Source organism: Stenotrophomonas sp. 109824_Sma (assembly GCF_056480025.1).
Map to the genome: position 1 here is coordinate 3,404,058 of NZ_CM151078.1, position 19,838 is coordinate 3,423,895.

Genomic DNA, 19,838 nt, shown 5'->3' on the forward strand with positions numbered 1-19,838 from the left:
TACAGGGCATGATGCCCCATCGTTTTTTTCCTGTGACCGACGCGTGACGACTGACGACCTGAAAAGCGAAGGCCAGACTTCCGTATCTTCACGTAGTGCCCGCCCGCTGTTGCTTGGCCTGGCACTGTGTCTGACCAGCCTTCCGGCCTGGTCGCAGACTGCTCCGAACCGTTCCGATGTGACCCCGGCCCCGGTGGCCGAGAGCACCGCCCGACCGGCCGCCAAGGCCGAGGCTGCCGCTCCGCAGCGCAGCCGCGTCGATGCCGCCGCCAGCGCCACGCTGGCCGCCCTGCTGCCGCACCTGGCCGCCAACGACACCATTCCGCTGATGGACCGCTCGGCCGTGGTGGCCGGCGACCTCAGCCGCCTGCTCGCCAACTACGACACCAGCAGCGCCGCCAATGGCAGCGTTGTCGGTACCGCCGCCGACAACGGCAAGGTGCAGTCGCTGCTGCGCCGCGCGATGACCCTGCTGGGCACCCCGTACCGTTGGGGTGGCAGCAACCCGGACAGCGGTTTCGACTGCAGCGGCCTGGTCGGTTATGTGTTCCGTTCGGCCCTGGGCATCGAGCTGCCGCGCGTCTCGCGCGAGATGGCCCACGATGACAACGCAGAACTGATCAACGACCGCACCGCGCTGGCTGCCGGTGACCTGGTGTTCTTCGGCCGCAAGGGCCGTGTTGACCACGTCGGCATCTATGTCGGCGACGGCCGCTTCCTGCACGCGCCGAGCTCGGGCAAGGACGTCCGCGTGGACACCCTGCTCAGCGGCTACTGGGGCAACAAGTTCATGCAGGCCCGCCGGGTCGACCTCTGATCTGACCGGCTGGCGCTACCGCGCCGCCTGACACGAGAAAAGCCGCTGCCTTGCAGCGGCTTTTTTGTTGGGCCCACAATGACGGATGGGCGCCGGTCGGCCCCGGTGGGTGCCATCCACGCATGGCGTGGATCTACTGACCTCTGGTGGGTGCCGACCGTTGGTCGGCACTGCCGCCATCCACGCATGGCGTGGATCCACCAGGTGCCCGCCTCGGCCGGTACCGCGTCGGCCATCTCCCAAACAAAAGGCCCGCCGGTCAGGGCGGGCCTTTCGTCTCCACGCAACCTCAGCCGCGTGGCGGTGTCGGGTCAGGATCGTCCACACCCACATTGCTGGACGGGTTGTCATACACCGCCTGGTCGAGCAGCCCGGTTTCCTTGGCCACGATCACCGGCACCAGCATCTGGCCGGTCACATTGGTCATCGTGCGCATCATGTCCAGGATGCGGTCGATGGCATACAGGTAGCCGATGGTCTCCAGCGGCAGGTTGGCTGCGCTCAGCACCACCGTGGCCATGATCACCGCGGTACCCGGCACGCCGGCCGTACCGAAGCTGCCCAGCACCGACGCGATCAGCACCACCACGTACTGCTCCGGGGTCAGCGGCACACCGCTGTACTGCGCGATGAACACTGCGCACAGCGCCGGATAGATCGCACCGCAGCCGTCCATCTTGATGCTGGCGCCCAGCGGCACCGCGAACGAACCGTAGTCCTTGTTCACGCCCAGGTTGTGGGTGATCGAACGCAGCGCCACCGGCATCGCGGCGAAGCTGGACGAGCTGACGAAGGCGACCTGCATGCCCGGCGCCGCGCCACGGAAGAACTTCAGCGGGTTCAGTCCGTGCGCCAGCAGCAGTGCGCTGTAGACCAACACGATGTGCAGGGCGCAGGCCACGTACAGCGCCAGCACGAAATGCCCCAGCGGCAGCAGCTTCTCGAACCCGTAGCTGCCGACCAGGCCGGCGATCAGGCCGAAGGTACCGATCGGGGTGACTTCCAGCACGAAGCGGGTCACCTGGATCATGATGTCGCTCATCTGGCCGACCAGCTTGCGCGCCTCGGTCACCTTCTCGCCCAGCTTGACGATGGCAAAGCCCACCAGGCCGGCGAAGAAGATCACCGGCAGGATCGAGCCGCGACCGGCAGCCAGCACGGTTTCACCGGCCGCATTGACCTTGGTGCCGATGCCGGACAGCGCATAGAAGACATTGGCCGGCACCACGTCCAGCAGCACCTGCACCACGCTGGGCACTTCACGCGGCACGTAGTTGCTGGCCATCGACAGCTGCAGGCCACCGGCGCCGGGCTGCAGCACGGTGCCCACGCCCAGGCCCACGCACACCGCCAACGCAGCGGTGATCACGAACCACAGGAAGGTGCGGCCACTGAGCGCAGCGACCGACTTCTGTCCGTGCAGCGACGAGATCGCGTTGATGACCGCGAAGAACACCAGCGGCACCGCAATCATCTTGATCAGGGTGACGTACAGTTCACCGAGCGGGCCGAACCACGTTTCCGCGGCCGGGCCAAGCGCCCAGCCGGCCAGCGCGCCGAGCACGAAGCCGCCGACCACGCGCTGCCAGAATGGAATCCGCAGCCAGGCAGAGACCAGCTTCATAGGCAATCCAGAGGGGAAGGAAGGGATGCTGGCACGATAGCCCAAGGCGGCCCGCAGAACGACCGCCCGGCCGGCAAATCAGTGTGTCATCGGCGTGCCTTGCAGGGGCGGGCATAATGAACGTCCCGTTACAGTTTGTGAGATCCCAGCGTCCATGCGCCGTTCCGTCTCCCTGTTGGCCGCCTGCGCCACCACCCTGCTGCTGGGCGCCTGCGCCAGCACCGCCCCCGCGTCCGCCCCGGCCGGCCTGAAGGTCACCGTCGATCCCGTCGCCCATCCGGCCGGCGAGACCCCGCAGTGGTGGTACCGCAGCGGCGCCGCCCAGGCCGCCGCCAACGGTGCGATGTCCGGCAAGGCCAAGAACGTCATCCTGTTCCTCGGCGACGGCATGAGCCTGACCACCGTGGCGGCCTCGCGCATCTACGAAGGCCAGCAGAAGGGTGGCTCGGGCGAGGAGAACCTGCTGTCCTGGGAGCGCTTCCCGGCCACGGCGTTCAGCAAGACCTACAACACCGATTCGCAGACCCCGGATTCGGCCGGCACCATGACCGCCATCACCACCGGCGTGAAGACCCACATGGGCGCGATCGGCGTCAGCGCCGGCAGCCGCACCGACTGCGCCGACAGCCTGTCCAAGGGCCTACTGACCTGGCTGCAGCTGGCCGACAGCGCCGGCCTGGCCACCGGCGTGGTGTCCACCGCGCGCCTGACCCATGCCACCCCGGCCGCCACCTACGCGCACTCGCCCGAGCGCAACTGGGAAAACGACACGGACCTGACTGAAGCCGCCAAGGCGGCCGGCTGCAAGGACATCGCCCAGCAGCTGCTGTCGACCTCGCGCTATGGCCGTGGCCCGCTGGTCGCCCTCGGCGGCGGTCGCGGTGAATTCACCACCGTGGAAGAACGCGATCCGGAATACGACGACAAGGTCGGCCAGCGCCTGGATGGCCGCAGCCTGGTGCAGGAATGGCAGCAGGCGCACCCGCAGGGTGCCTACGTGTGGAACAGCAAGCAGCTGGCCGCCGCCGCCAACGCGCCGGCCATCCTTGGCCTGTTCGAACCGGACCACATGCGCTACGAGTACGAGCGCCCGCAGGATCCGGGCGGTGAGCCGAGCCTGGCCGAACTGACGGCGGCAGCCATCAAGAATCTGGCCAAGCACCAGGAAGGCTACGTGCTGATGATCGAAGGCGCGCGCATCGACCACGCCAACCACAGCGGCAACGCCTACCGTGCCCTGACCGAGACCGTGGCGCTGTCCGACGCGGTGCGCGTGGCCAACGAGCTGACCTCGGCCGACGACACCCTGATCATCGTCACCGCCGACCACTCGCACACGCTGAACTTCGTCGGCTACCCGGCACGCGGCAACCCGATCCTGGGCAAGGTGAAGGACAAGGGTGGCGAAGACGGCGCCGGCAAGCTGGACTACGCGCTGGACGGCAGCGGCCAGCCGTACACCACCCTGACCTACGCCAATGGCCCGGGACATACCGGCGCCAGCAACCAGCAACCGGCCGGCGCCAAGCGCTACCCGCACAACCCGAGCAGCTTCGAGCCTGCCAACGGCCGCCCGAACCTGCGCGAGGTCGACACCGAGCATCCGGACTACATGCAGGAAGCGCTGGTGCCGATGAAGGCCGAATCGCACGGCGGTGAAGACGTCGGCATCTGGGCGCGCGGCCCGGGCAGCAAGGCGATCCGCGGCACGCTGGAACAGAACGCGATCTACCACATGATCGTGCAGGCCACCCCGGCGCTGCGCGAGCGCCTGTGCCAGGCCGGCACCTGCGATGACAAGGGCGTGCCGGTGCAGCTGCCGGCACCGACGGCTTTCGAACGCAAGGCCGAGGCCAAGTGATCGTGCGGCAGGCCCGCCCTGCCCCCGCCCGCGGCCGTTTCACACGGTCGCTGGTCCTGCTCGGCGCGCTGGCCAGTTCCAGCGCGCTGGCGCAGGCACCGGCCTGCAAGCTGCTGACCGACGAACACGGGTTGTGGCCGCTGCCCAACTGCGAGGTGGTCGATCACCGGCCGAAGATCAGCGCCGATACGCTGAAGGACCTGAACTACGACGACCACGGCCTGGCCGTGGTGTATGCCGACCAGGGCTTCCACTACGTCGACCGCAAGGGCCGCAGCCTGCCGGTGCTGACCTGGGACAACGGCCCGGAAACGCCGCAGGAAGGCCTGCTGCGTGCTCGCGTCGGCAACCGCGTCGGCTACTTCGACCTGAAGTTCCGCCAGGTGGTGCCCGGCACCTTCGATTTCGGCTGGCCGTTCCAGGATGGCGTGGCCGAGGTCTGCAACGGCTGCCGGCGCGGCACGCCGGATGCCGATGGCCACACGCCGATGGAAGGCGGAGAGCGGTTCCGGATCGACCGCTCGGGCCGTCGGGTGAAGTAGGTTTTTCGGCAGGGCTGCGCCCTGCACCTGCTACAAGCCAGAGCAACAGCAACAGCCAAAGCCAGAGCGGAATTCCGTGGGATGGCGGGGCACTGTGGGTTTGCGGGGACGCCGTAAACCCGTCCATGGGGGCTTGGTCGCCGCATCCATGCGGCTCACACCCCGCAAACCCACAGCGCCCCACCTTCGACCGTTGGTCGGCGGCCAGTAGATCCACGCCATGCGTGGATGAAATCTGTCAGATATCGAATTGAATCCGGGGTCAGATCCGTTTTCCTGCGGAAAACGGATCTGACCCCAAGAGCATTTCCGACAGATCGCGAATATCTGTCGAAGGCGGGGTGGGTCCGGTTGCGGGAGTGTCCGCGGCATGGATGCCGCGGCCAAGCCCCCATGGACGGGTTTACGGCGTCTCCCGCAACCGGACCCACCCCGCCAACCCTCAGGAAACCAGCTTCTGCTGTTGCTGTTGCTTGTAGCGGGTGCAGGGCGCAGCCCTGCCGAGCAACCCTATACTTGCCGCCGTGACTGCCTTCCCTGCCCTCGTCCCGCTGGATGCGCCACTGCTGGTGGGCTACAGCGGCGGTGTCGACTCGACCGTGCTGCTGCACTGGCTGTGGCGCTGCGCCCAGGCTTCCGGCACCGCGCTGCGTGCGGTGCATATACACCATGGCCTGCAACCCGATGCGGACGGCTGGGTGCTGCATTGCCAGCAGCAATGCGCAGCACGGGGCATCGAACTGGCCGTGCATCGCGTGCATGTCGACAACAGCGCGGGCCTTGGCCCTGAAGGTGCGGCACGGCAGGCGCGACGCGCCGCGTTCGCCGCCGAACTGCGCGACGGCGAAACGCTGGCGCTGGCGCAGCACCTGGACGACCAGGCCGAGACCTTCCTGCTGCGGGCCCTGCGCGGATCCGGCGTCGATGGCCTTGCCGCGATGTCCGCGCACAGCTGCCTTGGCGAACAGCCTCTATGGCGGCCGCTGCTGGCGGTGCCACGCAGTGCACTGCTCGACTACGCACACCAGCACGCGCTGCGCTGGATCGAAGACCCCAGCAACGCCGACGATCACGCCGATCGCAACTTCCTGCGTCTGCAGGTGCTGCCGTTGCTGCGCCAGCGCTGGCCGCATGCCGCCGCGGCATTGGCGGGCAGCGCCCTGCATTACCGGCAGACCCGCGAGCTGCTGGACGAGGAAGACGCAGAGCTGATCGCGCACCTGGAGGTGGCGCCACGTGTGTTGTCGCTGCAGCTGCTGCGCCAGGTATCACCGGGCCGCGCGGCGCGCGTGCTCCGTGCCTGGGCGATCGGCCATGGGGCCGCGCCACTGCCGGCCACCGTGCTGCAGCAGGCACTGGACGAGCTGCTGTCGGCCGGCAACGATCGCCAGGCGCGGGTACGCTGGCACGATCATGCGATCCAGCAATGGCGCGATCATGCCTATCTCCTGCCCGCGCAGCTGCCGGCGCTTCCCCATGATTGGCTGGCCGGATGGGATGGATGCGCGCCATTGGCGCTGCCCGATGGCGGTCAGCTGCGCCTGCTGGGCGCCGCGGCCTTCGAACGGCCGCTCCAGGTCCGTGCACGCGTGGGCGGCGAACGCATCCTGCTGCCCGGTCGCCAGCATTCGCATGCGCTGAAGGACTGCCTGCAACGCGAACACCTCGCGCCCTGGCGACGCGCCCAGCTACCGCTGGTCTTCGATGGACCACAGCTGCTCGCCGCCGCCGACGTGGTCATCGCAGCTCCCCTGCAGGCCTGGTTGCAGGCCCACGACGCGCAGCTGCAGTGGCGTCCGGGCGGCTGGTGAATTGACCCCCGCGCGCAGCCCGTCCACACTTGCCGCATGGCCAAGAAGTCCCCCGAAAACGCCTCCCCGGTCGCCCAGTTCGAGCAGTCGCTCGAATCGCTGGAGCAGCTGGTGGAGCAGATGGAAACCGGCGAGCTGAGCCTGGAAGCGTCGCTCAGTGCTTACGAACGTGGCGTCGGTCTGTACCGCCAGTGCCAGCAGGCGCTGGAGCAGGCAGCACTGCGTGTCCGCCTGCTCAGCGATCCGGCCCAGCCGGAAACGGCCGAGCCTTTCGATCCGCCCAGCCATGACGGCTGAGGTTCTGTTCGCGCGCTGGCGCGACCGTATCGAAAGCCAGCTCGACGCTGCCCTGCCCTCGCCTGCCGAAGCCCCGCAGGGCCTGCACCAGGCCATGCGCTATTCCGTGCTGGGTGGCGGCAAGCGCATGCGCCCGCTGCTGGTGTACGCCAGTGGCCACCTGTTCGGCGCACTGCCTGAAAACCTGGATGCGGCGGCGATGGCTGTCGAGCTCATCCACGCCTATTCGCTGGTGCATGACGACCTGCCGGCGATGGACGATGACGCCCTCCGACGCGGCAAGCCGACCACCCACATCGCCTTCGACGAAGCCACCGCGATCCTGGCCGGCGACGCCCTGCAGACCCGTGCCTTCGGCCTGCTGGCCGATGCGCCGCTGCCGGCCACGCTGCGCGTGGCCTGCCTGCAGACCCTGGCCCACGCGTCCGGTGCCTCCGGCATGTGTGGCGGCCAGGCGCTGGACATCGATGCCACCGGCCAGCAGCAGACCCTGGCGGCACTGACCCGCATGCATGCACTGAAGACCGGCGCGCTGATCCGTGCAGCGGTGCGCATGGGGGCGCTGTGTGGCCAGGCCCACGAACCGCAGCTGGCCCAGCTGGACGGCTTCGCCGACGCGCTCGGCCTGGCCTTCCAGGTGCGCGACGACATCCTCGATGTCGAAGCCAGTTCCGAACAGCTGGGCAAGACCGCCGGCAAGGACCAGGCGCAGGACAAGAGCACCTTCCCCGCGCTGCTCGGCATGGACGGTGCGAAGGCGCAGCTGCGCGAACTGGCGGCACGCATGCAGGCCACGTTGGCCGGCTATGGCGAAGAGGCCGATGCGCTGCGCGCACTGGCGACGCTGGCGGTGGAACGCGATCATTGAATCCACCCGCCGGACAGGGCCCGGCCCTGCCATCCAACAAAAACGCCCGGCACTGCCGGGCGTTTTCGTATCCGCATGTGGCCGGTCTTACTTGACCAGGCGCAGCGCGAACGGGTAGCGGTAGGCTTCGCCGTTGTTGGCCTTGACTGCGGCAATGATGCAGAACACCAGGTTCAGGATGCCGACGATCGGGGCCAGGATGCCGCCGATGATCACGATGGTCAGCACGATGCAGATCAGCATCGCGATGGTGATGGTGATCTGGAAGTTCAGCGCTTCCTTGGCCTGGTCGGTCACGAAAGCCTTGCTGGCGTCATCCTTGTTGATCAGCCAGATGATCAGCGGACCGATGAACCAGGTGAAGATGCCCAGCAGGTGCGCAGCCAGCGCCATGGTGCGCTGGTCGGCCGGAGCCTCGGTGGTGGCCGGCGGCGGCGGGACGTTATCGAATTCACTCACGACAAAACTCCTTTTCATTGGGTGGTCTTGACCCACCAGCACCAAGCTGGTTGCGTCAGGCGCGCATAGCTTACGCCATCAATGCCATCAATCATTACCGGCGATGGTCATCCGCCCCAGCAGGATCGAACCGGTCCGGATGTGCGAGCGCGGGTCGACGTCGCTGCCGACCGCCTCGATGCTGCTGAACATCTCGCGCAGGTTGCCGGCGATGGTGATGCCATCCACCGGGTACAGGATCTCGCCGTTCTCGACACGGAAGCCGCCCGCGCCCCGCGAGTAATCGCCGGTCACCCCGTTCACGCCCTGCCCCATCAGCTCGGTCACCAGCAGGCCATCGCCCATCTGCCGGGCGATCTCCTCCAGCGGGCCGGCATTGGCCGCCAGCTGCAGGTTGTGCACGCCGCCGGCATTGGCGGTGGTCTGCAGGCCCAGCTTGCGCGCCGAATAGCTGCCCAGCACGTAGCGCTGCAGCACGCCGTCACGGACCAGCGCCGAAGCACGGGTGGCCACGCCATCGCCGTCGAACGCGGCCGAGCGCAGGCCGCGACGCAGGTGCGGCAGTTCGTCGATCTGCATCCATTCCGGGAACAGGCGCTGGCCGACGCTGTCCAGCAGGAAGCTGGCCTGGCGGTACAAGGCGCCGCCGGACACCGCCGACAGCAGGTGGCCGACCAGGCTGCGTGCCACTTCCGGGGCGAACAGCACCGGCATGCTGCCGGTGGCCAGCGAACGCGGCTGCAGGCGGGCCACGGTGCGCTCGGCGGCGCGACGGCCGACCAGGCCCACGTCTTCCAGGTCCTCCCGGGCCAGCGCGCTGGTGTACCAGCCATCGCGCTGCATGCCATCGCCCTGCCCGGCGATCAGCGCGCAGCCGACCGAATGGTGGGTGCCGCGCTCACGGCCGAAGAAGCCGTGCGAATTGGCGTACACCGACAGGCTCTGCATGCTCGACACAGAAGCGCCATCGGAATTGCGGATCTGCGCATCGGCCTCGCGGCCGGCGACCTCGCACGCCAGGGCCAGGTCCACTGCCTCATCGGCCTGCAGCGCCCACGGGTGCCAACCGTCCAGCTCCGGGAAGTCGGTGGCCATCAGTGCGGCCTCGGCCAGGCCGGCAGCCGGGTCATCCTCGGTATGCCGGGCAATCGCGCAGGCCTGCTCGACCGTAGCGGTCAGGCTCGCCTCGTTCAGGTCACCGGTGCTGGCACTGCCCTTGCGCTGGCCGAAATAGACGGTCACGGCGATGCCGCGGTCACGCGTGGACTGCACGGTCTCGACCTCGCCGAGGCGGACATTGACCTCCAGGCCGCGGTCCTCGCTGCAGCTGACCTCGGCCTGGCTGGCGCCCAGCGCGCGGGCGCGGTCGAGCAGCTGCTGGGAGAGGTCGGCCAGCCGTTCCAGCCGGGCCGGGCTGTCGTCGCCGACGGCCACTTCAGGGGCGATCACGTTCAATGCTTTATCCTGTACGGGTTGGGCCCGGCATCACGCCGGGCGACTTTTTTTGAGATCAGGTAGGGACGATGCGCGGACGCGACGAAGAAACCGGTGAATTCCACGACAAGAGCCGCAGCCAGAACCGGCGCGACGCACTCGACGTGCTGGCCCTGGGCGAGAAGCTGGTGTCGCTGACCCCGGCCCAGCTGGCGCGCCTGCCGATTCCGGAAGACCTGCTGCCGCACATCGCCGAGTGCAAGCGCATCACCGCCCATATCGCCCACAAGCGCCAGCTGGCGTTCCTGGCCAAGCACATGCGCCGCGAGGAAGACGCCACGCTGGACGCGATCCGCGATGCGCTGGACGCCAACAGCGAAACCGGCCGCCGCGAAGTGGCGATGATGCACCGCGTGGAAGACTGGCGCGACCGCCTGCTGGCCGAGGGTGACAAGGCGCTGGCCGCCCTGCTCGACGACTACCCGCAGGCCGACCGCCAGCAGCTGCGCACCCTGCTGCGCAACGCGCAGACCGAGAAGGCGAAGAACAAGCCGCCGCGCGCCTACCGCGAGATCTTCCAGGTGCTGCGTACGCTGATGCTGCCGGCGGCGCTGGGCCTGAAGACGGCGGGCGACGAACACGCCGGCGATCCGGTCGACGAGGCCGACGAGGACTGAGTCCGCGCCGGCCAGGGCGGTGGCCGCGGCCATCGCCATGCTCAGGCCTGGGTACCGCCGACGGTGATGCCCTCGATCAACAGCGAGGGCTGGCCGACACCCACGGGCACACTCTGCCCGTCCTTGCCGCAGATGCCCACGCCCTCGTCCAGGGCCAGGTCGTTGCCGACCATGCGCACCTTCTGCATGGTTTCCGGGCCGTTGCCGATCAGGGTCGCGCCCTTCACCGGCGTGGTGATGCGGCCATCCTCGATCAGGTAGGCCTCGGTGGCCGAGAACACGTACTTGCCGCTGGTGATGTCGACCTGGCCGCCGCCGAAGTTGACCGCGTACAGGCCCTTCTTCACCGAGCGGATCATCTCCTGCGGGTCATGCTGGCCGGCGCGCATGTAGGTATTGGTCATGCGCGGCATGGTCAGGTGCGCGAAGGATTCGCGGCGCCCGTTGCCGGTCGGCGCCATGCCCATCAGCCGCGCATTGAGGCTGTCCTGCATGTAGCCGACCAGGATGCCGTCCTCGATCAGCGTGGTGCACTGGCTCGGGTGGCCTTCGTCGTCGATGTTCAACGAACCACGGCGTCCGTCCAGCGTGCCGTCATCGACGATGGTCACGCCCGGGGCGGCAACGCGCTCGCCGATGCGGCCCGCGTAGACGCTGGTGCCCTTGCGGTTGAAGTCGCCTTCCAGGCCATGGCCGACCGCTTCATGCAGCAGCACGCCGGGCCAGCCCGGACCAAGCACCACCGGCATCATGCCGGCCGGCGCCGGCACCGCTTCCAGGTTCACCAGCGCTTGGCGCAGCGCTTCCTGGGCGAGCGCTTCGGGGCGGCCGCTGGCAAACAGGTCTTCGTAGCCATAGCGGCCACCGCCACCGGCATAGCCGGACTCGCGACGGCCGTTGTGCTCGACGATCACCTGCACGTTCAGGCGCACCAACGGGCGCACGTCGGCCACCAGCACGCCGTCGCTGCGGGCGATCAACACCGTGTCGACGCCGCCGGACAGGCTGACCATCACCTGCTTCACGCGGGGATCGGCGGCACGCAGGTAGCCATCCAGGCGCTTGAGCACCTCGACCTTGGCCTCGTTGCCGATGCCGTCGATCGGGTCCAGCGCCGGGTACAGCGCGCGCGCATTGCCGCGCAGCAGCGATCGCCCGGACTGGGCGCCGCCCTCGCGCGAGATCGCGCGCGCCGACTGCGCCGCCGCCAGCAGCGCGTCGGCATGGATGTCATCGGAGTAGGCGAAGCCGGTCTTCTCGCCGGAGATCGCCCGCACGCCCACGCCTTGCTCAATGGAATGGGCGCCGTCCTTGACGATGCCGTCTTCCACGCTCCAGCTCTCGCGGCGGGCGTGCTGGAAATAAAGGTCGCCGAAGTCGACACCGGGGCCGAGCAGCTGGCCGAAGGTGCGCTCCAGACCAGCGGTATCCAGGCCGCCGGGGCGCAGCAGGCGATCTTGGGCAAGCGTCAGGGCGATATCAGTCATGGTCTCGATCTGGGGGTGCGGGGGCGCTCAGGCAAGCCCCGTTAACAGGGAAACGCGCTCAGCGCGAGCGCGGCAGGTCGGTGACGGTCGGCGGAATGGCCGGTGCAGGTGCCGGCACGGGCGGTGATGGGGTCTTGTCGCGGCTGCGCTCGATCACTTCCACCTTCGGCTCCTTCCATGGACCGGTCACCTTGTAGGTACGGGCGCCGATCTCGCCCAGCGGCTTGGACAATACCGCATTGGTGGCCGCACCCAGCGCGGCGCCCACCGGGCCACCGGCCACCGCACCGACCACGGTCAGCAGGTTGCCCGCGCGCGGGTTGACGTCGATGGTCTGGTCGAACTGCTGGTTGCGCAGGTCGGCCTGGCCACGGATGGTGATGTTGGCCGCGGGGCCTTCGATCAGCACCTTGTCGGTGCGCGCCATGCCCTGGCCGAACTGCATGCTGCCGTCGATCTGGTTGAACGCGAAGCCCTTGGAGAAGAAGTCGCGGAAGTCGAACATCAGCCGCCGCGGCAGCTGCGCGACGCTGAGCAGGCCCAGCACGCGGCCGGCGCCCGGATCCAGCTCCAGCAGCTGGCCATTGCGCGCGTGCAGGTCGAGGCTGCCCTGCAGGTTGCCCAGCTGGAAGTCCGACGGACCACCGCTCCACGAGGCCTGCAGCTGCGCCTGGCCGGAACCGCCACGCAGCTGGCCACCGTAATCGAGGTTCTGCATCAACCCGCCCAGGTCTTCGCTGCGCACCCGCGCGGTCAGCTCGGTACGGGCACCACCGGTACGGCCCAGCCAGCGGCCGCTGATGTCGATCTCCTGGTCCGGCGCACGGAAACGCAGCTCGTCCACGTTCAGGCCATTGGCCAGCGGTCGCGTGCGCAGTACCGCCTGGCCCAGCACCACCTTGCCGAACTTCAGGTCGGCAATGTCCAGCGCGAACGGCGGCAGCTTGGCCGGATCCATGTCATTGGCACCGGCCTGCACCCGCGCCGGTGCGGCCGGCGCACCCGGTGCCGCCGGCAGTGACTGCCAGTGCACGCGGTCAAGCTGGCCACTGATCGTGCCACCCTCGGCATTGGGGACGGTCAGGCGCCCGGCCAGCGACGGGCCGTCCAGGCGCACATCCAGTGCCTGCGGGCCCGGATGCAGCTGCAGCCGGGTCTGCTCGAACACCCCGCCGATCAGCTTCAGCTGGCCGACCTGCACATCCACCGCACGCAGCGGCATGGCATCGTCGTCACCGCCGCCGCGCGCCAGGCTGATCCACTCCAGCGCATCCAGGGTCGGGCTGCGGCCATTGACCGACAGTCCGTTCGGTGGCGGCTCACGGTCGACATGATCGCTGCCCAGGGTGACCTGCACACCGGTCTGGTTGTTGTGGCTGCGTGCGGCCAGGGCCAGGCGCTGGCCGAAGGCCACATCGATGCGGCCGGCCCCCATCGGCAGCTGCGCGGCCACCGTGGTCGCCAGCGGCTCGGAGGCCGGCTTGTCCAGCGGCGCCGGCAGGTCCAGCCGGGTGCCGACCAGGTCCGAACTCAATCGCAGCTCGCTCGGCGGCGCCGGCGCGCCGGGGGCCACCTTGGGCAGGTTGACCGCGATGGTCCACGCCGAATTGCCGGAGATGTAAGGCTTGAGCCAGGCCATTTCCGGTGCACGGTCGATCAGTACGCCGGCATCAAGATGGGCCGTCAGCTGCGACTCGAAGGCCCGCGTGCTGTCGTGCACGTAGCCGCCGGCACGCAGGCTCAGGCGGCCGTCCTGGCCGAGGTGGCGCACCGCCAGGTCCTCGGCGCCGAAGCCGCCGTTGCTGTAGCGCGCCTGCCCATGCATGTTGTCGAAGGTCAGCTGGAAGCGCTTGTCGACCAGCTTCACGCCGGCCAGGTCGACCGTGCCCTGCAGGTGGCCCTCGCCTTCATCCAGGTGCAGCGGCTGCAGCAGGTCGAAGGTCACATGCGCCGGACCGCTGGCGACCAGGTTGTCCAGGGTGTCGCCGTAGTCCTTGTGCAACGGGCTCTGGCGCAGCATCGCCAGCAGCTTGCCGGCCTCGCTCAGCGCATCGGCGCGCACGTACAGCGGCTGGTGGCCGAAGTCCGGAATGCCGGCTTCGAACTTCTGCACCGCCACGCCCGCCAGGTCGCCCCGTCCACGCATGTCGAAGCCAGGGCCGATGAAGGCGATATCGGCATCGACCTGGCTCATCAGCGGCCAGTCGTGCTGGAACCGGATGTCGCCATTGGTGATGTGGCCGGTCGCCTCGAAGCGGCCATCGTTGTTGTCGAACGGCCAGTCGTCCAGGTCACCGGTGACCAGGCCGACGCCGCCGCGTACCTGGCCGCCGGCCAGCGCCATGTCCAGCCAGTCGGTGGCGCCCTTGCTCATCTTGGAGTGGATCCAGAAGCGCTTGGCCGCCGTCATCGGCACGTCGTCCAGCTTCGCGGCCAGCTGCAGCCACGGCCGCGTGCCATCGCCCTGGAACCAGACCCCGCCACGCACGTCGGCCGCGTAGTCGGTGCCTTCCACGCGCATGGCCGGCGTTCCGATCCGCCAACCGCCACCCTCGTCGCGCCAGCCCACGATCTGTCCGGCCAGGTGCAGGTCATGGCGCACGCCGAAGCCGGTCGGCCAATCGAACTGCAGCTGGCGTTGCGGCAGCAGCTGCAGGCTGAAGCCATCGGCATCGCCTTCGAAACGCCCGCCCAGGCCGCGCAGGCCCGGGGAATCGCCGACGCTGGCAAAGCCCAGCGACTGCAGCTCGCCCTGTGCCCACAACGGGCCATCGCGTTTGCCTGCCAGCTGCAGCTCGCGAATGTCCAACTGTGGCTTGGACAGGAACAGCCAGTGCCGCAGCCCCGGCTCAAGGAGACTGCTCAGGGCCAGTCCGCGCAGCGCGGTTCCGGCCTGCACCGCACCGGCGTTCACCCGCAGCTGCTGGCCGACCTGGAGCTGCAGGCCATCGAGCTGCTGTTCGCCGTCTTCGGTCTTCAGGCGCAGGCGCGGCACCAGCAGCGCCCAGCCATCGGCCTGGCGCTGCCAGCGCAGGCGGGCCTGCAACCGTTGCAGCTGCAGCTGGGGTGCCGCCACGCCGGGCATCGGGGCGCCGTCGATACGCACGTCCCGCAGGTCCGAATCGGTGGTCAACGCCACCGGCGCGAAATCACGCAGGGTCAGCCACAGGTTGAGCTCGCCCTTGCCCTCGCGCAGGCGCACACCGCCGGCCGCCAGCAAGGGCGACCAGGCATGGAAATCGACCGGGTCGGCACCCAGCCAGGCCTGGCCGTTGCCGCGCATGCGGTCCACGTCCAGTACCGCGGTCAGCGGCAGCGCTTCGGCCTGCGCCCAGGCGCGTACACCCACGCGCAGGCGATCGCCATTGACCCGCATGCGCAGGTCGATGCGCGGCAGCGTGGTGTCGATGCCCAGCGCTGGCGCGTGCACGCCCAGGCGGCCCCCGATCACCTGCAGCTCGCCCAGCCGGCGCAATGCATCCAGCGGATCACCGCCGTTGTCGGACTGCGGTAGCCCCCGCACCGTCCAGCGTCCGTCCTCGCCCTGCTGCAGGTCCAGCGCCAGGCCACGCAGGCGCAGCTCGGTCAGCGAGCGCCCGGGCAGCAGCCCGCTGTACATCGATACCAGCACCTCGGCCTCGCCGATCGCCAGGCCCTGCCCGGTGCCGATGCGCAGGCCCTTCAGCTGCAGCAGCGGGCCACGACGGGTCCAGGCTGTCTGCAGCTGGTCGAAACGCACCGGTTGGCCGGCACGCTCACTCAGCCAGGCGGCAATCCTGTCGGGATGTCGCTCAGCCAGCGGCAGCAGCTGGCTGAGCGTGCCCACCAACAGTGCAAGCCCGACCAGGCCCACCGCACAGGCGGCAATGAAATGACGGCGGATCCTTCGCAGTCGCAGGCGCGGCGGCGCGCTCATCGGCCACCGCCGGCCTGCAGCCGGCGAGGATCAGAGCAGAACGACATCGAATTGCTCCTGCAGGTACTGCTCGTCCGCCTGGAAGCGGATGCTCTTGCCGAGGAACTCTTCCAGCTCGGCCACCGCCGAGGATTCCTCATCGGTGATGCGCGCGACCACCTTGGTCGATGCGATCACCAGCAGGCGCGCGGCATCGAACTGGCGCACGGCACGGGTGATCTCGCGGAAGATCTCGTAGGTCACCGTCTCGGTGGTCTTGATGCTGCCGCGGCCGCTGCACTGCGGGCAGGTCTCCGACAGCTGGCGTTCCAGGCTTTCCACCGTGCGCTTGCGGGTCATCTCCACCAGGCCCAGCGGCGAAAAATCATAGACCGTGGTCTTGGCATGGTCGCGGGCCAGCGCCTTCTCCAGCGTGCGCAGCACCTGGCGGCGATGCTCTGCATCATCCATGTCGATGAAGTCGATGATGATGATGCCGCCCAGGTTGCGCAGCCGCAGCTGCCGCGCCACCGCCTGCGCCGCTTCCAGGTTGGTGCGGAACACCGTTTCTTCCAGGTTGCGCTGGCCGAGGAACGAACCGGTGTTGACGTCGATGGTGGTCATCGCCTCGGTCTGGTCGATCACCAGGTAGCCACCGGATTTCAGCGGCACCTGCTTGTCCAGCGCGCGGCCGATCTCGTCCTCCACGCCGAACATGTCGAAGATCGGGCGGTCACCGGAATACAGCTCCAGCTTCTCGGCCAGCACCGGCATGTACTTGGCGACGAAGGCCTGCAGCTGGCCGAAGGTCTCCTTCGAGTCCACCTTCACCTTGTCCACGTCCTTGCGGATCAGGTCGCGCACCGACCGCAGCGGCAGGCTCAGGTCTTCATAGATGATGCTGCACGACGGCGCTTCGCGGCCGCGGCGTTCGACCACGTTCCATACGCGCGACAGGTAGGCGATGTCCTCGGCGATGGCCTCGGCCGGCTGGCCTTCGGCGTTGGTGCGCACGATGTAACCGTAGCCACCATGCTGCGCCGACAATTCAGTCACCAGCGCCTTCAGGCGGGCGCGCTCGGTTTCGTCCTCGATGCGCGCCGACACGCCCACCACCTTCGACTGCGGCAGCAGCACCATGTAGCGCGAGGGAATGCTGATCTGCGTGGTCAGGCGTGCGCCCTTGGTGCCGATCGGGTCCTTCACCACCTGCACCACGATGTCCTGGCCGTCACGCAGCAGCTCGACGATCGGCACGCTGGCCGGCGGCGGCAGGGTGGTGTTCTCGGTGTCGGCGCTGGCCACCGGTGCCGGGCGCACCACGTCGTTGGCGTGCAGGAATGCGGCGCGCTCCAGGCCGACTTCGACGAAGGCGGCCTGCATGCCGGGCATGACCCGCTGTACCTTGCCCTTGTAGATGTTGCCGACCACGCCACGGCGCCAACCGCGCTCGATGTGCAGTTCCTGCAGCATGCCATTTTCGATCACCGCAACCCGGGTCTCGCGCGGGGTCACATTGACCAGGATTTCCTCAGACATCGGCAGCCTCCCTGGCGGCATCGGCAGTGGGGGCCGGCACGCCGCAGCGCGCCAGCAGACGATCGGTGTGCAGCAGCGGCAACCCCATGACGCCGGAGTAGCTGCCGGAAAGGTGTTCGATCCAGCGTTCGGCCCCGCCCTGGATGGCGTAGGCACCGGCCTTGTCCAGCGGCTCGCCGGTGGCGACATAGGCAGCGATGTCGGTGGCGTCGATCGGGGCGAAGGTCACCTCGGATATGACCAGCTCGCTGTCCAGGCCGGTGGCATCGACCACCACCACCGCGGTCATCACCTGGTGGGTGCGCCCGGCCAGTCGCGCCAGCATCGCCCGCGCGTCGGCGGCATCGGCCGGCTTGCCGAAGACCTCGCCCTCCAGCACCACCTCGGTGTCCGACCCGAGCACGCGTGCCTGCGGGTCGTCGGCCAGCACCTGGGCCAGGCCGGCGCGCGCCTTGTCGGCGGCGACCCGGCACACGTACTGCTCGGCACTTTCAGTCGCCGCGCGCTGCTCGACGACCTCCAGGTCAAGGGCCTGGAAGGGGCGTCCGAGTCGGGCCAGCAGCTGGTTGCGTCGGGGGGAGCGGGAAGCAAGATAGAGCATCGGCACAGCATAACCTGAGGCCGCCACCTGAATCGTCGGCAACCCGTTACGGAACGCGTACAACCCCGAACAGGCTCACAGCGCGTTCATCGCTACGACACCACCCTCACTGCCACAACAAGGAGATCCCATGCGCCTGACCGCCACCCCGCTGCTGCTTGCCCTGTCCCTTGCCCTTGGAACCTCGATGACCGCCCATGCCGCTCCGTCGTCGCCGTCGATCGCCGCCGCGGCCGAAGGCACCCTGCTGAACATTTCGGCCAACGCCGAGGCGACCCGCGTGCCGGACGTCGCCACCCTGTCGGCCGGCGTGGTCACCCAGGCCGCCGACGGCAACAGCGCCATGCGCCAGAACGCCCAGCAGATGGACAAGGTGCTGGCCGCGATCAAGGCCGCCGGCATCGCCGAACGCGACGTGCAGACCAGTGGCGTCAGCCTCAACCCGCAGTACCGCTATGCCGACAATGAAGCACCGAAGATCACCGGCTACCAGGCCAGCAATACGGTCAGCCTGAAGGTCCGCGACATCGCCAAGCTCGGCAAGGTACTCGATGCGCTGGCCGCGCAGGGCGCCAACCAGATCAACGGCCCCAGCTTCGAGATCGACCAGCCGGAACCGGTCTATGACGAAGCCCGCCTGGCTGCCCTGAAGAAGGCCCAGGCCCGTGCCCAGACCTATGCCAAGTCGCTGGGCCTGCAGGTGCGCCGCATCGTCAGCATTTCCGAGAACAGCAACGGCGGTTTCCGCCCGATGCCGATGATGCGCACCATGGCCGCCGGTGCGGCGATGGACAAGGCCACCCCGGTCGCACCGGGTGAATCGACCGTCTCGGTCAACCTGGACGTGGTGTTCGAACTGGGCCGCTGATCGCGTCCACCACGGCCGGCACAGGCGGGTCCCGCAGGGGGCCCGCCTTTTTCATGCGCGGTGCCGGCGCTGGCTGAAGGCCAGCCCAACGATCATGCCCCTGCCTCTAGGCAGTGGCCGCCATGCCGCGCTACTGATGGACTGCCAGCCGCGTGCGGCAACCCCGCCACGGGCCCTGGTGCGTTGAGGACTTCGTCACTGGCATGGAGGTGGATCATGGTTCGTACGTATCCCGTTGCATCCCCGCACTTCGACCCCGCCCGCGTAGCCGCCTGGAGTGCGGCGATCGCCCTGCATCTGCTGGCCTTCCTGTTGTTGCTCATCCCTGCGACCTACCAGGCCGTGCAGGCCCCGCGTGACAAGACCCCGATCCGGCTGATCGAGAAGATCCCGCCGCCGCCGACACCGCCGGTTCCGGTCCCGCCGAAAGAGATCGTCCAGGTGGTGCCTAAACCGCGGACGCAGCCGGTGGTACCGCCACTGCCCGCCCCCACCGCGACCGTGGAAGAGACGCAGGGCATCGCGTTGCCGGCCGCCGAACCGGCCCCGCCGCAGCTGGCGCCCAGCATCGACACCTCCACCCCATTGGCTGGCGCCCAGCTGCAGTACCGCAGCGCCCCGCCGCCGACCTACCCGATCCAGTCCCTGCGCAACCACGAACAGGGCACGGTGCTGTTGCGGGTGGAAGTGGACACCCGTGGCCAGCCGGTCGCCGTCAGCGTCGAGCGCAGCAGCGGCTCGCGCAACCTGGACCAGGCCGCCCGCCAGCAGGTGCTCAAGCACTGGCGCTTCGAGCCTGCCCAGCGTGACGGCGTGGCGGTTCCGGCCATCGGCATGGTGCCGGTGCAGTTCTCGCTGCCGGACTGAGCGACCCCACCGGCCCGGCCTTGCGCCGGGCCGGCCCCTGCCTCAGCCGTAGGGAATGCGGACAGTCGAGGACCAAGCGTTACCGATTAAGCAAAAATTCACGACTTCGTCACCTGCTGGAAACCTAGATTGGCGCGTCCCGGTATCGATCCGGCGACAGCCCTCAACGCTACGGTTTTCCAGTTAGGAGA

General features: G+C 68.6%; 16 protein-coding genes. 9 read left to right on the top strand and 7 right to left on the bottom strand.

The annotated features are described in order from the left end of the window. Positions 1-43: 43 nt before the first annotated feature. Positions 44-817, top strand: coding sequence for a C40 family peptidase (locus ACZK1G_RS16150; RefSeq protein WP_005414115.1), 774 nt, complete (start codon positions 44-46; stop codon positions 815-817). 289 nt (positions 818-1,106) lie between these two features. Here the strand turns inward: ACZK1G_RS16150 and ACZK1G_RS16155 are convergent, their stop codons facing one another. Next, positions 1,107-2,441 carry a dicarboxylate/amino acid:cation symporter gene (locus ACZK1G_RS16155; protein WP_101765876.1) on the bottom strand — a complete coding sequence of 445 codons (1,335 nt, stop codon included), beginning with the start codon at positions 2,439-2,441 and terminating at the stop codon, positions 1,107-1,109. Between the two features lie 154 nt (positions 2,442-2,595). Between ACZK1G_RS16155 and ACZK1G_RS16160 the strand changes: the two genes are divergently transcribed. The 5 genes from ACZK1G_RS16160 to ACZK1G_RS16180 all read left to right on the top strand — a co-directional run bounded on the left by ACZK1G_RS16160 (position 2,596) and on the right by ACZK1G_RS16180 (position 7,820). Beyond that, positions 2,596-4,302, top strand: a complete 1,707-nt coding sequence (locus tag ACZK1G_RS16160) for an alkaline phosphatase (RefSeq protein WP_101765877.1) — start codon at positions 2,596-2,598, stop codon at positions 4,300-4,302. Then, positions 4,299-4,844 (top strand): WG repeat-containing protein, encoded by a 546-nt coding sequence (locus ACZK1G_RS16165; protein WP_101765878.1) that lies wholly within the window; start codon positions 4,299-4,301, stop codon positions 4,842-4,844. Before ACZK1G_RS16160 ends, ACZK1G_RS16165 begins: the two co-directional genes overlap by 4 nt. A gap of 524 nt (positions 4,845-5,368) precedes the next feature. Further along, positions 5,369-6,655, top strand: coding sequence for a tRNA lysidine(34) synthetase TilS (gene tilS / locus ACZK1G_RS16170; protein ID WP_197622172.1), 1,287 nt, complete (start codon positions 5,369-5,371; stop codon positions 6,653-6,655). 36 nt (positions 6,656-6,691) lie between these two features. Next, positions 6,692-6,952, top strand: a complete 261-nt coding sequence (locus ACZK1G_RS16175) for an exodeoxyribonuclease VII small subunit (protein ID WP_101765882.1) — start codon at positions 6,692-6,694, stop codon at positions 6,950-6,952. Continuing rightward, positions 6,942-7,820, top strand: a complete 879-nt coding sequence (locus ACZK1G_RS16180; protein WP_049447171.1) for a polyprenyl synthetase family protein — start codon at positions 6,942-6,944, stop codon at positions 7,818-7,820. The genes ACZK1G_RS16175 and ACZK1G_RS16180 overlap by 11 nt, the downstream gene beginning before the upstream one ends. An 87-nt stretch (positions 7,821-7,907) precedes the next feature. Here the strand turns inward: ACZK1G_RS16180 and ACZK1G_RS16185 are convergent, their stop codons facing one another. Beyond that, complete coding sequence (locus ACZK1G_RS16185; protein WP_014038018.1) at positions 7,908-8,279, bottom strand: DUF4870 domain-containing protein; 372 nt, start codon at positions 8,277-8,279, stop codon at positions 7,908-7,910. A gap of 87 nt (positions 8,280-8,366) precedes the next feature. Next, on the bottom strand, positions 8,367-9,734 hold the full coding sequence (pmbA, locus tag ACZK1G_RS16190; RefSeq protein ID WP_049447169.1) for a metalloprotease PmbA: 1,368 nt from the start codon (positions 9,732-9,734) through the stop codon (positions 8,367-8,369). A 68-nt stretch (positions 9,735-9,802) separates the two neighbouring features. Between pmbA and yjgA the strand changes: the two genes are divergently transcribed. Beyond that, on the top strand, positions 9,803-10,390 hold the full coding sequence (gene yjgA / locus ACZK1G_RS16195) for a ribosome biogenesis factor YjgA (protein WP_014038020.1): 588 nt from the start codon (positions 9,803-9,805) through the stop codon (positions 10,388-10,390). Positions 10,391-10,431: 41 nt separating this feature from the next. Here the strand turns inward: yjgA and tldD are convergent, their stop codons facing one another. From tldD to ACZK1G_RS16215, 4 genes are read right to left on the bottom strand one after another with little or no spacing between them, the layout of a single operon-like run. Further along, complete coding sequence (gene tldD / locus ACZK1G_RS16200; protein WP_049447167.1) at positions 10,432-11,877, bottom strand: metalloprotease TldD; 1,446 nt, start codon at positions 11,875-11,877, stop codon at positions 10,432-10,434. Positions 11,878-11,935: 58 nt separating this feature from the next. Further along, complete coding sequence (locus ACZK1G_RS16205; RefSeq protein WP_101765884.1) at positions 11,936-15,793, bottom strand: YhdP family protein; 3,858 nt, start codon at positions 15,791-15,793, stop codon at positions 11,936-11,938. 30 nt (positions 15,794-15,823) lie between these two features. After that, the gene (gene rng / locus ACZK1G_RS16210; protein ID WP_005418079.1) at positions 15,824-17,311 is read right to left on the bottom strand and encodes a ribonuclease G; all 1,488 of its coding nucleotides are present in this window, start codon (positions 17,309-17,311) and stop codon (positions 15,824-15,826) included. After that, positions 17,304-17,912, bottom strand: a complete 609-nt coding sequence (locus tag ACZK1G_RS16215; protein WP_101765885.1) for a Maf family nucleotide pyrophosphatase — start codon at positions 17,910-17,912, stop codon at positions 17,304-17,306. The genes rng and ACZK1G_RS16215 overlap by 8 nt, the downstream gene beginning before the upstream one ends. A 130-nt stretch (positions 17,913-18,042) precedes the next feature. Here ACZK1G_RS16215 and ACZK1G_RS16220 point away from each other — a divergent pair, with 130 nt between their 5' ends. Both ACZK1G_RS16220 and ACZK1G_RS16225 read left to right on the top strand, forming a co-directional pair. After that, positions 18,043-18,780 carry an SIMPL domain-containing protein gene (locus ACZK1G_RS16220; protein WP_101765886.1) on the top strand — a complete coding sequence of 246 codons (738 nt, stop codon included), beginning with the start codon at positions 18,043-18,045 and terminating at the stop codon, positions 18,778-18,780. Positions 18,781-18,996: 216 nt separating this feature from the next. Further along, on the top strand, positions 18,997-19,647 hold the full coding sequence (locus ACZK1G_RS16225) for an energy transducer TonB (RefSeq protein WP_101765887.1): 651 nt from the start codon (positions 18,997-18,999) through the stop codon (positions 19,645-19,647). Positions 19,648-19,838: the final 191 nt, after the last annotated feature.